This window comes from Pseudomonas sp. WS 5011, from assembly GCF_012985775.1.
GTDB lineage: Bacteria > Pseudomonadota > Gammaproteobacteria > Pseudomonadales > Pseudomonadaceae > Aquipseudomonas > Aquipseudomonas peli.
In genome coordinates this window covers 124,669-139,297 of record NZ_JAAQXA010000002.1, presented here as the reverse complement: position 1 = coordinate 139,297, position 14,629 = coordinate 124,669, and the positions used below count along the sequence as shown (strand labels likewise).

12 protein-coding genes are annotated in these 14,629 nt (G+C 61.6%); 5 read left to right on the top strand and 7 right to left on the bottom strand.

Features of this window, described 5'->3' with window-relative positions; translation table 11 throughout:
- Positions 1–32 precede the first annotated feature (32 nt).
- Complete coding sequence (locus tag HBN63_RS03040; RefSeq protein ID WP_170048348.1) at positions 33–2,573, top strand: LuxR C-terminal-related transcriptional regulator; 2,541 nt, start codon at positions 33–35, stop codon at positions 2,571–2,573.
- On the opposite strand, the gene HBN63_RS03035 is transcribed toward HBN63_RS03040, so the two are convergent.
- Complete coding sequence (locus HBN63_RS03035) at positions 2,570–3,373, bottom strand: transglutaminase family protein (RefSeq protein WP_170048347.1); 804 nt, start codon at positions 3,371–3,373, stop codon at positions 2,570–2,572. The genes HBN63_RS03040 and HBN63_RS03035 overlap by 4 nt on opposite strands.
- A gap of 115 nt (positions 3,374–3,488) precedes the next feature.
- Between HBN63_RS03035 and HBN63_RS03030 the strand changes: the two genes are divergently transcribed.
- Positions 3,489–4,220, top strand: a complete 732-nt coding sequence (locus tag HBN63_RS03030; protein WP_170048346.1) for a hypothetical protein — start codon at positions 3,489–3,491, stop codon at positions 4,218–4,220.
- Between the two features lie 66 nt (positions 4,221–4,286).
- Positions 4,287–5,306, top strand: coding sequence for a Glu/Leu/Phe/Val dehydrogenase (locus HBN63_RS03025; RefSeq protein ID WP_170048345.1), 1,020 nt, complete (start codon positions 4,287–4,289; stop codon positions 5,304–5,306).
- 65 nt (positions 5,307–5,371) lie between these two features.
- Here HBN63_RS03025 and HBN63_RS03020 read toward each other — a convergent pair whose 3' ends face one another.
- The gene (locus HBN63_RS03020) at positions 5,372–5,632 is read right to left on the bottom strand and encodes a YebG family protein (RefSeq protein WP_108485834.1); all 261 of its coding nucleotides are present in this window, start codon (positions 5,630–5,632) and stop codon (positions 5,372–5,374) included.
- Between the two features lie 147 nt (positions 5,633–5,779).
- On the bottom strand, positions 5,780–6,778 hold the full coding sequence (locus HBN63_RS03015) for an MBL fold metallo-hydrolase (RefSeq protein ID WP_170048344.1): 999 nt from the start codon (positions 6,776–6,778) through the stop codon (positions 5,780–5,782).
- A 144-nt stretch (positions 6,779–6,922) separates the two neighbouring features.
- Here HBN63_RS03015 and HBN63_RS03010 point away from each other — a divergent pair, with 144 nt between their 5' ends.
- Positions 6,923–8,104 carry a diguanylate cyclase gene (locus HBN63_RS03010; protein WP_170048343.1) on the top strand — a complete coding sequence of 394 codons (1,182 nt, stop codon included), beginning with the start codon at positions 6,923–6,925 and terminating at the stop codon, positions 8,102–8,104.
- 157 nt (positions 8,105–8,261) lie between these two features.
- Complete coding sequence (locus HBN63_RS03005; protein ID WP_170048488.1) at positions 8,262–8,729, top strand: phosphate-starvation-inducible protein PsiE; 468 nt, start codon at positions 8,262–8,264, stop codon at positions 8,727–8,729.
- A gap of 13 nt (positions 8,730–8,742) precedes the next feature.
- Here the strand turns inward: HBN63_RS03005 and HBN63_RS03000 are convergent, their stop codons facing one another.
- The 4 genes from HBN63_RS03000 to arsB form a co-directional block, all read right to left on the bottom strand.
- Entirely contained in the window at positions 8,743–11,379 is a 2,637-nt protein-coding gene (locus HBN63_RS03000) for a DEAD/DEAH box helicase (RefSeq protein ID WP_170048342.1), read from the bottom strand.
- 175 nt (positions 11,380–11,554) lie between these two features.
- A complete protein-coding gene (locus HBN63_RS02995; protein ID WP_170048341.1) occupies positions 11,555–12,433 on the bottom strand; it encodes an AraC family transcriptional regulator in 879 nt (292 codons plus the stop codon).
- Between the two features lie 86 nt (positions 12,434–12,519).
- Entirely contained in the window at positions 12,520–13,275 is a 756-nt protein-coding gene (locus HBN63_RS02990; RefSeq protein WP_170048340.1) for a transporter substrate-binding domain-containing protein, read from the bottom strand.
- Positions 13,276–13,468: 193 nt separating this feature from the next.
- Complete coding sequence (gene arsB, locus HBN63_RS02985) at positions 13,469–14,539, bottom strand: ACR3 family arsenite efflux transporter (protein ID WP_170048339.1); 1,071 nt, start codon at positions 14,537–14,539, stop codon at positions 13,469–13,471.
- Positions 14,540–14,629 lie beyond the last annotated feature (90 nt).

Sequence of the window (14,629 nt, the reverse complement as noted above, 5' to 3'; positions counted from 1 at the left end):
CGGTTCCTGTAAGAACAATAAAACGAGCCGTCATGAACGCATTAGCGCCTTTCCCGCAAAGCGCCACAGCGTCCGCGTGTGGCGGCGTACAGCGCCCGCCACCTGGGCATATCGCTCGGCTATCCCTGCAGCAGCGGCTTTTGTCGCACGACTGCCGCCTGCGCTTGCTGGTCGGCCCGGCCGGTTTTGGTAAAACCGTACTGCTGGCAGATTGCGCCCGTGAGTGCCCGGCCACGCATCACCTGCTCTGGCTGAGCTGTGCAGGTGAAGGCTGGCATGTCGAACAGCTGGCGCAGCAGCTCGGCAAACTCCTCAATTACCCCGCAGACCTCAGCAGTGGCGAGGTGCTGGAGACCTTGGCGCAGGAGTCGCGGCCGCTGTGGATCATGCTCAATGACTACCCGGCGCAGCCGAATCTCGCCCTCGATGCGTACCTCAATCAGCTGCTGATGGTCACTCCCCCTGGCATTTGTTGGTGGCTGGGCAGCCGGCGGCGGCCGGGCTGTAACCTTTCCCGCCTGCTGCTGGAGGGCGAGCTGCTCGAATTGGGTAGCAGTGAGCTGGCCTTCAACGAGTCTGATGTGCTGGCCTGGCTGCAACAGCTGGACCCTGGCCGAAACGCCTGGGCGCACGACTTGCATGCACTGACCCAAGGCTGGCCGGCGGCCTTGCGCCTACTGCTGTTGGCGGCTCAAGCCGAGCCGGCCGCGCTGAGCGCACCGCAGGACGGCGAACATGACCAACTGCTGGTTGAGTATGTCGAGCGTGAGGTGCTGCAAACGCTGCCCGATGAGCTGTTGCGCATACTTGAGCAACTGGCCCAGTTGCCGCGCTTCAATCCGGCGCTCTGTGACCACTTGTTTGGTGTCGGCGAAGGCGCGCAGTGGTTGCGTGCGCTGATTGAACGTGGCGTATTTATTCAGGAGCTGGACACAGCCAAGGGCTGGTATGTGTTGTTCCCACCGCTGGCTCGGCTGCTGCAGCGGCAGGCCATGAATCTGCCGTGCAGCGCGTTGCATGTGCATGCCAGTCAATGGTTTGCCAGTCATGGTGATATTCGCGCAGCGGTACAGCACGCCTTGCTGGCCGGGCAACCGGACGTGGCCGGCAGTTTTCTTGAGCGTTTTACCGAGGAGCAGGTGCTGCAGGGGCAGGACCTGGCGCTGATTCTGCGCTGGCGCAGCGAACTGCCGGACAGCCTGCTGTGCAGCACGCCACGGCTGATTCTGCTCAACGCCTGGGTGTTGCTACTGGTTGGCCGTCTGGATGAAGCGCAGACCTGTATCAATCAACTGGCACGCTTTCAGCCGCGCAGCGATGGCGCGCGAACCCGTGAGCTGTTCGCTCACTGGCAAGCTATTCAGGGCATCATCGCCTACGGCCGAGTCTGTGCCGTGGATGCTCGCGCCCACCTGCATGATGCCCTGCAAGGGCTGCCGCAAAGTGCGTGGGCGCAGTCGTTGCTATGTCGTTCGGCATTGACCTTGGTGGCCATTGGCGAAGGTCAGCTTGAGGTGGCACAGAAACTCAGTTTTGAAGCGTTGAAGCAGGCGCGCCTGCATGGCAACCCAGTGTTTGAAGCCCTGCTGGAACTTGACCACGCCCTGTTGCTGGAAACGCGTGGTGAGTTTGCCCGCGCCGAAACGCTGCTGCAGCGGGTGCTGACTGCAACCGCACCGACCGCTTTGCGCAACACACCGGTGCTGGCGCGGCTTGAGTTGCGTCTGGGGCGTCTGCAACTGCGCCAGGGGCGTGCAGATGAAGCAGAGGCAGCGCTGCAGCGCGGACTTGAAAATGCCCTTGTCTGTGGCGATCCAAGCGCGTTTCATGGCTACCTCGGCCTGGCCGAGTTGGCGATGGGGCAGGGTGATATGGCCACAGCCTTTGCTCACCTTGGGCAGGCCGAACGGCAGATGCAGCGTCAGCGTGTGAGCGAAACCCTGTACCGCGGCACCCTGTTGTTGGCCAGCAGTCATCTGTGGATTGCCCAGGGCCACTATGCGCGGGCGCGTGTCGCGGCGACTCGGGTATTGAGTTATGAGCAGCGGGTTAAAGCGGTGTTGCCGACGCCGAACTTTCCCGAGCTGATTCCGCGGTTTCAAGCGTTATTGCTGCAATTGGACCGCATGCAGGGTGAGGATGTGCGCGAGCCTCTGCGGCAGTTGTTGGCGAAGGTGGCCGAGCAGGGCAGGCAGGCCCTGGTCAGCGACTTATGGCTGAGCTATGCCGATGCCTGTGCGGCCTGTGACGATAAGACGGGTGCCGAACAGGCTCGGCACACCGGCCAGGCACTGCAGCAGCGCCTGGGCTATCGACGTCCGTGGTTCCGCGTGAAGATCCCCGTGGAGGGTATGCCGTCTGCTGTGACCGTCGCCAGCAGCAATGCGCTGAGCAGCCGTGAGTTGGCGGTGCTCGGGTTGATCGCTCAGGGGCTATCCAATCAGGAAGTGGCCGAGCAGCTGTTTATATCCCTGCACACGGTGAAAACCCATGCACGCCGAATCAACGGCAAGCTGGGTGTGGCGCGGCGCACCCAGGCGGTGGCCAAGGCCAAGGCGTTGGGCTTCTTCTAGTGCAGCGCTGGGCTGGCGCTGAGCAGGCGTAGGCGTTGGCTGAGTTGCAGGTGCTGCGCCGGGTTATCGCTGAGCAGCAGAGCGCACTGCAGATCGAAACGCTCGCCCTGTGGGCAGTCGAGCTGTTGATAAATCTCGGCGCGGGCCAGGTGGTCCTGCAATGTCGGCGTGCCGAGCAGCAGCACGCGCTCGGCATCGCGCAGCGCGGCCAGCGGATCATCGTCCAGTTGATGCAGTTGCCGCAGGTTGCGCGACAGGCGCTGCAACATGCTGCGCGCGTCGCACGGCTGCAGTTGGCTGGCGTTTAATTCGGCAGTCGGCCCCAGATGGCGTTGCAGCAGCTCGCGGCACTCGCGGGTGTACAGCCGCCGGCCGCTGCAAGGGTCGAGTAGATGGTCGGCGCCCGGTACGCGTAGCAGGAAATGCCCGGGAAAATTGACCCCCTGTAATGGAATTCCCAGGCGCCTGGCCAGCTCCAGTGCCAGTAGGGCCAGAGTGAGCGGCTGGCCGCGGCGGCGCAACAACAGCTGATCCAGCAACGCGGCCCTTGGCCGTAGCGGGCGTTCGTCGTCCTCATGGAAGTCCAGTTCACTCAGCCGACGCAGCAGCGGTTGCGCCAGCTCCTGCAGCGGCAGGTTAGGCAACCCCTGACTGACCTGCTGCTGCAAACCGTTGAGCCGTTGCAGCACGTCGGTCGGTTGCAGCGTGGGCTGGTGTTCCACGGCAATCCACAGCGCAGCCTCAAACAGCGCAGGTGGTGTTTGTTCCAGGCAGGCAAGGCAGGCAGCGCGTGGGGTCATCACATTCTCCCAGGGTCTCTGGCTTTGTAGTCAAGCGCCTAACCTTCGTCCAGTACATTGTTGTTTCAGGGCTGTGCCAGTGTGGCTGCTGTGTTGTTGAACAAGGACGCCAAGCATGCCTGCAACCCTTCGCCGTTACACCCTGATCGTGCTGATACTGATGAGCCCTGTGCTGAGCGCGGCACAGGCTTCGCAAGCGCCGCTCCTGGCTCAAGAGTTGTCAACCTACCGGCTGCTAACGCTGTTTCACTTATTGCGTTTGGAGCAAGGGTCACCTGACGTGCAGGCACGCCTGGAGGCAGAAGTTCAGCATTTCGCCGGTTTGTTAACTGCGCACCCTGAGGCGTTGCCAGCGCCGTTGCAGCAAAAGGCGCAGCATTTTCAGATGGTGTTGTTGAACAATGCCCGGTTGAACTACGAAGCGATTGATTTTTATGCCCTCGATACGCTGTCGCAGAGCGCCCATGACCTGCTGCAACTCAATCGGCGGCAGCAGGCGTTAGCGCCGGCCGCATCACCGACGTTGGATCTGCGTCAGGCCATCCTGATGCAGCAAATTGCTGCTGAGTATGTGCGTGAAGCGGCCAGTTTTGACTCCGGCTCGGCGGTGTACGACAGCGCACAGGAACGCTTTGAGCCTGTGGACGTGCTGGCCAAGGCCTTTCGCCAGCGGCTTGAGCAGCTGCAGCCAATCCTGGCCGGCAGTGCCGAGCAACGTAAAAAGTGGGGCCAGGTGCAGGTGATCTGGAATTACATTGAACAGCCGCTGCTGGAATACCGCGAGCGCTCGCTGCCCTTTGTCGTGAACCGCTACAGCGAACAGATTGTCGCCCTGCTGGTGAACTGATCACCGGCGGGGTGTGATCAGCCGTGCTGCCTATACTGATGAGCAACGCAGTAGGGGAGCAACAGCATGTTTACCCTGATGGAAAGCGCTCGGCTGGAGTCGCTGCATTTTGCCGATGACCCGGCCACAGGCCTTAAGGCCATCATTGCCATTCACAACAGCCGCCTCGGCCCTGCGCTGGGCGGTTGTCGATACCTGCCCTATGCCGATGAACAGAGTGCCGTGGACGATGCCCTGCGGCTGGCCAAGGGCATGAGTTACAAGGCCGCGCTGGCCGGCTTGGCGCAGGGCGGTGGCAAAGCGGTGATCATCCGTCCTGCGCATGTCGACAATCGTGGCGCGTTGTTTGAAGCCTTCGGGCGCTTTATCGACACCCTTAACGGCCACTACATCACCGCGATGGACAGCGGTACTTCCAGCGTTGACATGGACTGCATCGCTCAGCACACCCCGCATGTCACCAGCACCACGGCCGAAGGAGACCCTTCACCGCATACGGCGCTGGGCGTGTTTGCCGGTATCCGCGCAACTGCCCTGGCGCGCCTGGGCAGTGACAACCTGGAAGGTTTGCGGGTAGCGATTCAGGGGCTGGGCAATGTTGGCTTTGCGCTGGCCGAGCAGCTGCATGCTGCGGGGGCCGAATTGTTGGTCAGCGACTTGGATCACGGCCGCGTTCAGCTGGCAGTTGAACAGCTGGGCGCACGGCCGGTGGCCAGCGAAGCCTTGCTCGCCACGCCGTGCGACATCCTGGCGCCATGCGGGTTAGGGGGTGTGCTGAACAGCACAAGCGTCGGGCAACTGCGTTGCTCGGCAGTGGCGGGCGCGGCGAATAACCAATTGGCCAGTGCTGATATTTCCGACAGCCTGCAGGCGCGGGGGATTTTGTATGCGCCGGATTATGTGATCAATGCGGGCGGCTTGATCTACGTGGCGCTGAAGCATCAGGGGGAGCCTCTGCCGGCAATCACCGCGCATTTGACGCAGATCAGCCGGCGGCTGACCGAGATATTCGGCCATGCCCAGGCCGATAAGCGCTCACCGGCAAGGGTCGCCGATGCGATTGCCGAGCGCTTGTTGTATGGCTGAATGTGGCACTGATAAAAACGCAAAACCCCAGTCATGGACTGGGGTTTTGTTGACTGCCGCCGGCGTTACTCGGCAGCCGGTTCGCTCAGTTCACTCAAGGCATCAGGCTGGTTCTTGAATGCCTTGGCGAAGATGTCGCGGTTCTTCGCCATATAAATCCCCAGCTCTTCACCCTGGGTTTCATTCAGCGATGGCACGGCTTTTTGCAGCACTTCGGTGAGCAGCTCGGCCAGTTCGAGCATTTTGTCATGACGATCGGCTTCGGCTTTATCCATGAACAAACGCTCCAAATCCCGGCTGCTGCGGTACACCACTTCGACGGCCATTCATCACCTCTACGCCTTCACGCTGATAGGTTGCAGTTAACTGTTTATCTGTACAGTATTTGCGAGCATAAAGAACTCGCCGGCATTTGACCAGCAGCAATTGCCATGCCGGCTAACACCATAGCCGATTCTGTGCGTCACAGCCGTTCAGCGGTCGCTGCGCAGCGGGCCGAACTCGGCCGGTACCCAGGCGTAGCCTGCACCTTCTTTGCGCACATGGCCCAGCCCTGGGAAGGGCATGTGTGCGCCAGCCACCCAGAGTTTGTCGCGGCTGGCGTTGGCGAATATCTGCTGGCGCGTAGCCTGGGCCTGGGTGCTGTCGATGTCGAACTCGATCACTACTTCCGGCTTGGCGAACTGCACCGCGTGGCTGTGCACAATATCGCCCCAGACCAGCAGGCTCTGGTTCTGTGAGGTGAACAGGTAGGAGCTATGACCGGGGGTGTGGCCGTTGCTCGGCACCAGGCTGACGCCTGGGATCAGTGCGCTGTCCGGGGCGTAAAGCTTGAGACGCTGCTGAGCGTCGTAGGGTGCCACGGACTGCTTGGCCATCTTGAACATGCCGCGCATGGGCTCAGGGGCCTTGGCAGCCGCCTCAGCGCTAAGCCAGAAATCTGCTTCGGCCTGGGGCACGTAGACGCTGGCATTCGGGTAGGCGACCTGGCCGTCGCTGTTCAGCAGGCCGCAGGCATGGTCGGGGTGCAGGTGGGTGAGCAGCACAGTATCCACCTGTTCCGGGCTATAGCCGGAAGCTTTAAGGTTGCTCTGCACCACGCCCAGGGTTGGCCCGAAGCATTGCGCCGCTCCCGTGTCGACCAGCACCAAGTGGCTGCCTGTATTGATCAGGTAAGCGTTGACGGCGGTTTGCACACCCTTACTGGAGTCAACGAACATGCGCGCCAGCAGGCTCTGAATATCTTCGGCGCTGGCGCCGGTGAGGATTTTGCTATCGAGGTCAACGTAGCCGTCGTACAGCGCCGTCACTTCGAATTCGCCCAGGGTCATGCGGTAGAAGCCGGCGACCTGATTCTGCTGTTTGGCCACCGGCGCCGCATTGGCACTCAGGGGCAGGGTGTAGCCCAGGATCAGGGTCTGGGCTGCAAGCAGTGCGCTAAACAACCGGGTGCGGGTGAATAAGCTTGGCATGCTGATGTCCTCGTGTGGTTAGAAACCTATACGTAACTTATACGGTTTTGGCGAAATACTTGTACATTGTCGCTGTAAACTATTGCTGGTCGCAGTGGCCAACAACAGTATTCGGCACGCCATCGGCTCTCTCTGAGGTGCACCATGTTGCTGTCTGCGGGTCGAGTCGAGCGCAAATTGCTGGCCCTGTTGGCTGTTGCCTATCTCAGTCTATTCGTCATTGTCGGTGCTATCTGGGGTAGCCGTGCCCACTTGATCGACGGGCAGCGTGTCGAGGTGCTACACACCTCGCTTTATCAGCTCAGTGAAACCCTGTCCTTGCTCAAGGATGCCGAAACTGGGCAGCGCGGCTTTCTGCTGACGGGCGAAGATTCATTTTTACAACCCTATAACGTGGCGGTGCAGCACTTGCACGCCCAGTTTCAGGCGTTACGCGCGATACCGTTGATGGAGATGTACGCCGACGACATCGCGCGGATTGAGCAGCTCGCCGAGTTGAAAATGACCGAGCTAAGCGAAACCATTGCACTGCGTCGTTTGGCTGGCGCTGAAGCTGCCCGCCAGCGCGTGATGGACAATCAGGGCCGGCGCTACATGGATGAGCTGCGTGAGCGGATTAGCAGCCTGGAGGGCAACGTCAGTGATGAGCTTGAAGCGCTGCATGAAAGCACCGATGTTCGCTCGCAAGTCGCCATCTGGGGCGGCAGTGCGGTGGCGTTGCTGATGCTTGGACTGCTCGGCCTGACCTACCTCGACCTGCGCCGTGACCTGCGCGAGCGTGAGGAGCTGCTAAAACGTCTGGCCTTTGAATCGCAGCATGACGCCCTGACCCAGCTGCCAAATCGTCGCGCCTTTAACGATAGCCTCGATCAGGCCCTGGCCTTGGCGCGGCGTGCCGAGCGACCGCTGGCGCTGATCTACCTGGACCTCGATGGCTTCAAACCGGTCAACGATGAACATGGTCACGCCACCGGCGACCGTGTGCTCAAGGCCATTGCCCAGCGCTGGCGGACGGTACTGCGCGAGGGCGAGGTGTTGGCACGGTTGGGTGGCGATGAATTTGCCGTGGTGGCCGAGGGGGATGTGGCGGCTATCGAGTGCCTGGCCGCCCGCATGATTACTGCACTGGAAACGCCGCTGCTGGAAGAGTTGCCGCATGTGCGAGTGGGCGTGAGCATCGGCATGGCGCAGTTTCCTCAGCATGGTGAAGACCGGCGTCGCCTGGTGGCGGCGGCGGATACTGCCATGTATCGGGCCAAGGAAGCGGGTAAGCATTGTTTCGCCTGGCCTGAGTCCAGCAGCGCCATTCCAGCCGCGGCGCTCTGATGCGCCCTGGGACGTGTCTTGGCCCACGTGAGCGCCATCTCCTGAGAGCTGGTCTTGTTTCTGCATGGTGCAGGTACATTCCGCGTTGGAGCGGGCCGTCGATTTTAGGAGAGCAAGGATCGTGAAGGACAATCTGGCTGAACGCGCCCGCGAGCGCATGCATGGCTTGGCGGAGTCGCTGGGCAATCTGTTGATGGAGGCGTTCCACTACCTGGCGCTGTTCGCCATCGGCGCTATCACCGCCTGGGCGGCGGTGATGGCCTTTCTCGGCATGCTGGAGAAGGGCCATATCACGGTCGATGACATTCTGCTGCTGTTCATCTATCTGGAATTGGCAGCAATGGTCGGGATCTATTTCAAGACCAACCACATGCCGATCCGCTTCATGATTTATGTGGCGATTACCGCGCTGACCCGCCTGATGATTTCCGACATTTCGCACAACCACAAACCCGACATGGGCGTGGTGATGGTCTCCGGGGCAATTCTGTTGCTGGCGATAGCGATTTTTGTGGTGCGTTTCGCCTCCTCGCGCTTCCCCGCAGTGCAGGCTGGCGGGGTGCGGAAAAAGGCCAATCCTGCGGATGAAGCGGCAGAGCGTGATTATGCGCAGAGCGATGACTGAGGCTTCAGGCTGATCAGTCGTTTAACGGTGCAAACAGTGCCTGCACGTCGTCTTCACTGAGCTGCAGCTGGCTCTGGCTGCCACCTTCCAGCACGCCGCGGGCCAGGTTGGCTTTGGCCTGCTGCAGCTGCTGGATTTTCTCTTCCACGCTACCCCGAGCTATCATCTTGTAGACGAACACCGGCTTGTCCTGACCGATGCGATAGGCGCGGTCGCTGGCTTGTGCTTCGGCGGCGGGGTTCCACCAAGGGTCGAAGTGGATCACCGTGTCGGCAGCGGTCAGGTTAAGCCCCGCGCCGCCGGCTTTCAGGCTGATCAGGAAGATCGGCAGTTCGCCAGCCTGGAACTGCTGCACCGGGGTGCGGCGATCCTGGGTGCTGCCGGTGAGCTTGGCGTAGGGAATGTTGCGCACCTTCAACTCAGCTTCGATCAGCGCCAGCATTGAGGTGAACTGCGAGAACAGCAGCACCCGCCGACCTTCGGCGAACAACTCTTCAAGCATCTCCAGAAGGCCGCTGAGTTTGCCGGAATCCGCACTGGTCAAGTTGCTGTCGCCTTCCTCGCTGAGTAATCGCAGGTCGCAGCAGGCCTGACGCAGACGCAGCAGTGCTTCGAGAATCACGATCTGGCTGCGCGCCAAACCCTGGCGGGCGATTTCCGCGCGGACCTTCTGATCCATGGCCAGGCGCAGGGTTTCGTAACGGTCACGCTGGGCCGCGCTGAGTTCGACCCAGTGGGTGATTTCGGTTTTCGGCGGCAGTTCGCTGGCCACCTGCTCCTTGGTGCGGCGCAGGATGAACGGTTTGATCCGCCCGGTGAGGTGCGCCAAACGCTGCTGGTTGGCGTTCTTCTCAATCGGCGTGCGGTAGTCGCGGGTAAAGCTTTTGCTGTCACCCAGCCAGCCGGGCATCAGAAAGTTGAACAGCGACCACAGCTCGCCTAGGTGATTTTCCAGCGGCGTGCCTGTCAGGCACAGACGTTGCCCGGCCTGCAGTTGCCCTGCAGCGACGGCGGCCTTGCTGCGTGGGTTCTTGATGTTCTGCGCTTCATCGAGAATCAGCAGGCGATAGCGGTAGGCGCTCAATGCCTTGAGGTCGCGCGGCAGCAGGGCGTAGGTGGTCAGGATGATCTGGTGCTCGTCGATCTGCTTGAACAGCGCGCGGCGCTTCGGCCCGTGCAACGCCAACACCTTGAGCTGCGGGGTGAAGCGCGCGGCTTCATCCTGCCAGTTGGGAATCAGGCTGGTGGGCATGACGATCAGCGCCGGCTGCTGCAAACGCCCGGCGTTGAACTCGCAGAGGATATGGCCAAGGGTCTGCAGGGTTTTACCCAGGCCCATGTCATCGGCCAGCAAACCGCCGACATCCAGCTCGGCCAGGCCCTGCATCCAGGCTAGGCCTTGCAGTTGGTAGGGTCGCAGTTCCGCGAGCAAGCCGGCGGGCGCTTGCAAGGTATTGCTGTCCAGTTGTTGCAGGCGTTGGGCGAACTCACGCAACTGGTCGCCACCTTGCCAACTGATTGCCGGGCCTTCTTGCAGGTGATTGAGGCGCGCGGCATCCAGGCGCGACAGGCGCAGGCGCTGGTTGGACTCACTCGGTTCGCGAACAAACAGCTCGCCCAGGGTCGCGAGCAGCGGTTTGAGGCGGGCCAGCGGCAGAGCGGCGCGTTTGTGGTTATGCGGCAGGCTAACCAGCACCACTTCGTCGTCATCGCGTTTGTTCAGCGCTTCGCCGTTGAGCAACCAGGGTTTTTGGCGGATGGCCTGCAGCAGTATCGGCAACAGGCTGATGCGCTGGCCTTCGACCTCGATACCCAGTTCCAGATCGAACCAGGTTTGCTCGGGGTCTTCTTCGACTTCGGCGTACCAGTCATCGACCTGTGCCAGGTTGAACTGGAAGTCCGGCTGCATGCGGATCTGCCAGCCCTCTGCGCGCAGCGCTGGCAGATGCTCACGAATAAACTGCAACCAGGCAGTCTCACTGGGTTGCTCGTAAGCTTCGCCGGCGCTTTCCGGCAGCGCTTCGCTCTGCCGCAGCGCCACTTGCAGGCCGGTTTGTTCCAGGCGTTTGCGCAGTTGGGTTTCAGCGCTGATGTCACGCACGATGCGCAGGCTGTGCTGGGCGCTCTGCTTGATCAGCAAGTCCTTGCCCTGTTTGCCAGATGCCAGGTGGCCCTGGTAATTGAAGGCCAATGCGGCACGGTGCTGGGTTTGTTCCTGCATACGGCCCTTGCGCGCATCAAAGTGCACGCGCACCAGGCTGCCGAGGCTCAGTACCGGGCTGGGCTGCAGGTTTTCCAGGCACTCTTCGCGGGCCTGTGGGCTGCTGACGATCAGTGGCGAGAGGTCGACGCCTTGTTCCTGCTGGGTTTGCAGGGTGAGTAGGGCGCTGGCCACGTGTTTGCAGTTGAAGCCCACCGGGCAGCTGCAATGGCCGGTTACGCCCCAGCCCTGGCCGTAATGGTGCAGGGTGATGCGCTGTTGATAGGTTTGCGCACCGGAGCCACGGCAGCTGGCCAACAGGGTGCTGTCTTTGAGGCTGAGCAAACGGCTGCGGCCTTGGGCGGCATAGGCCTGACCGCGCAGCAAGTCGCCATCGCCGAATTCTGCGCGCCAGTCTTCCTGGCGTAGATGCAGGATGTCGAGGGCCATCAGAGGCACCGGGCGGGCGAGTGGACGAATCGTGGCATGGGCAGCTTTCTCGAAGGCAGCCGATGATTCTTGCACAGCCAGCGTGGGATTAGCAGGCTGTTTTCAGGCTCAGGGGGCGCAAGCTGCGTTGCCTGATAGGCGGGTATGCGGCGGGCTGATGCTGCTTGGCGTGGGCTCAGGGGCGTTGCAGGGCCGCTCGGTATTGCCCCGGAGTGGCGCTGAAGGCCTGGCGGAAACGGTTGTTGAAATGGCTGGCACTGGCAAAGCCGCAGGCCAGGGCCACTTCAGCCAGTGGCAGCGTGCTGTGTTGCAACAGGTGCTGACCATGGCGCAGGCGTTGCGCCAGCACATAGCGATGCGGCGGCAGGCCGAAGCTGAGTTGGAACATCCTGGCGAAGTGGTATTCGGAGAGCGCACACAAACTGGCCAGCTGACCCAGGCTGAGCGCTTCACTGAGGTTGGCCTGGATAAACTCGCGCACTCGCCGTCGCTGGCTGGGTGCCAGGCCGCCAGTCAAACGCAGCCCCTCGCGGCGTCCCACTTGGGACAGCAACGCGTGGTTGATCAGGCCGTGTGCCAGGCTGCTGCTGAGCAGGCGTTCGGCCGGTTCCTGCCAATCCAGCTGGCTGAGCTGACGAAAGCGCTGGGCTTGCTGCGGGTCATCGAGAAAGGTGCCTTCGCGCAGTTCCAGTTCCCGTGGTTCGCGGTCTAACAGGTTCACGGCCGCCAGGGCGAATTGCTCCTGGCTGATATACAGATGGGCCAGATGGATTTCACCGTTGATCACCCACTCCGACTGATGGCCGGCCGGAAGGATGCACAGCTTGTCTGGCGCGCCTTTGCTGTGTGGGCTCTCGCGGCGGAAGGTGCCGGTGCCGCCGGCCAGGTAGCAGGACAGCGTGTGATGGCTGGGGGCTTCGTAATCGCGGGCATCATGACGGTTGCTCCACACGGCAGCCGCCAGCCCGTCGCCCAACTCGGCGCTGCGGTGCAGGCGGGTGTTGGGCGAGCTGTGCATGCTCTGGAAAACCTGTAGGTGCTCAAGTTGCGACATAAATCCTCCGTCGCTCCATGCTACGCCGGGCATGCCCGCGTGCCAGCCCCCGCGCGCGGAAAAGCGCAAGATTATGCAAGGCGCGGTTATCTGTAGCTGTCGAGTATTTCCAGGTAGCGCGGCTGTTGCTTGAGCGCATTCAGGCTGTTCTGCAGCCGGGTGAGCTGCACCGCGTCGGTGTCCAGGCTGAAGGCGTAATACATGGCGCTTTCCTTGAGCACATGCACCGGGGTGAAGTCGTGGCTGTGCATGTCCAGGTTGCGGATAAACCAGTAGGCGGTGGTTTCGTCGTAGGCCCATAGGTCGATACGGCTGTTATGCAGCAGGTTGGCCAGCTGAATCGCGCTGGCCGAGATCTGCAGCTGGTTGTCGTTGATGCCAAGGCTATTCAGCAGGTGATGGCCGACATCATCTCGAATCACACCGATGCGGTGTGCGCTGAGATCTGCCGGTTGCTTGATCTGTAACTGGCGATCCTTGCGCGCTAATAACACGATGCGGCTGGGCATGATCGGTCCGACCCACTTGAACTGCGGGCCACGCTCCTCGGTGCGGGTCATGGAAAACAGCATCACCCCCGGACCTTTGCGCGCCATCTGATAACCGCGCGCCCAGGGCAGTGAACGAATATCCCGGCGCGCGATGGGCAGGCCGGCGCTGGCGGCCGCTTCCAGCAGGATGTCCACGGTAATGCCACGGGCGATGCCGCTTTCGGTGTAGTTGTAGGGTGGGAATTCTTCGGTGATGAAGTCCAGCGACTCCCACTTAGCTTCGGCATGCAGCGTCAGGCTGAAAAAACACAAGGAAACAAACGCAAGCGCGTTGCCAAGGCGAGAAGACATGCGGCGTACCTCAGGCTACAGCGACCGGCAACGCCGGGTGGCTCAGGCAGTGTGGCGGGTGCGCATGCGTCAGCGACACCCTGTATTGACGCTAGCCTGCCGGGTATAGGCTGTCGACTCGTCACATATACCGCTCTGTATGGTTATCTGCTTGCTTGCAAGTGAATGGCTATTAACCGTCGAGGGTGAGGCATCAGCTCTGCGTGCGCTCGTACCAGCCCTTGCTGTTATTGACCATGCGCACCAGCCAGAGCATCACCGGCACCTCGATCAGCACACCGACCACCGTGGCCAGCGCCGCACCGGAGTTGAAGCCGTACAGCGCGATGGCCACGGCTACGGCCAACTCGAAGAAGTTCGACGCGCCGATCATTGCCGCCGGCCCAGCGATATCGTGGCGCACCTTGAGTTGCCGGCACATCCAGTATCCGAGGGCTGCGATAAACAGCGTCTGCAGCAGAATTGGCACGGCCAGCATGGCGATGATCAGAGGCTGGGCAATGATGGTCTGACCCTGGAAGGAGAACAGCAGCACCAGGGTGGCGAGCAGGGCGAGGATGGAGAACAGGCCGATACGCGCCAGCACCGCTTGCAGCGCAGCATCACCCCGGCGCAGCAGACGCGCGCGGATCAATTGGGCGATGGCCAGGGGGATAACGATATACATCACCACCGACAGCAGCAGGGTGTCCCAGGGCACCGGAATCGATGACACGCCCAGCAGCAGGGCGACGATGGGGGCGAAGGCGAACACCATTACCAGATCGTTGATCGCCACCTGGGTCAGGGTGAAGTTGGCGTTGCCCTTACACAGGTTGCTCCAGACGAACACCATTGCGGTGCAGGGCGCGGCGCCAAGCAGAATCAGCCCGGCCACGTAGCTGTCGATCTGCTCGGCTGGCAGCCAGTCGGCGAATACATGACGCAGAAACAGCCAGGCCATAAAGGCCATGGTGAAGGGTTTGATCAGCCAGTTGATGCTCAGCGTCACGCCCAGGCCGGCGCGCTGCTGGTAGACCTCACCAATCGCGCGAAAGTCGATCTTCATCAGCATGGGGATGATCATCACCCAGATCAGCAGCCCCACCGGGATATTCACCTGAGCAACTTCCAGAGCGCCCACCGCTTGCGCTGCTTCGGGGGCGAACAGGCCGAGCAGGGTGCCGCCGATAATGCAGAGAAATACCCAGAGCGTCAGGTAACGCTCGAACAGACCGAGCGGCGAGCGGGTTTGAGGATCGGAGGATTCTAGGGCGTTGGCCATACTGGATTCCTTGGGTGAGTGGCGAGTCTAGCCAGTCCCGCTGCGCTCGTTATTGATCTGGGTCGGCTTGGGTTAGGCTGAATATACGGT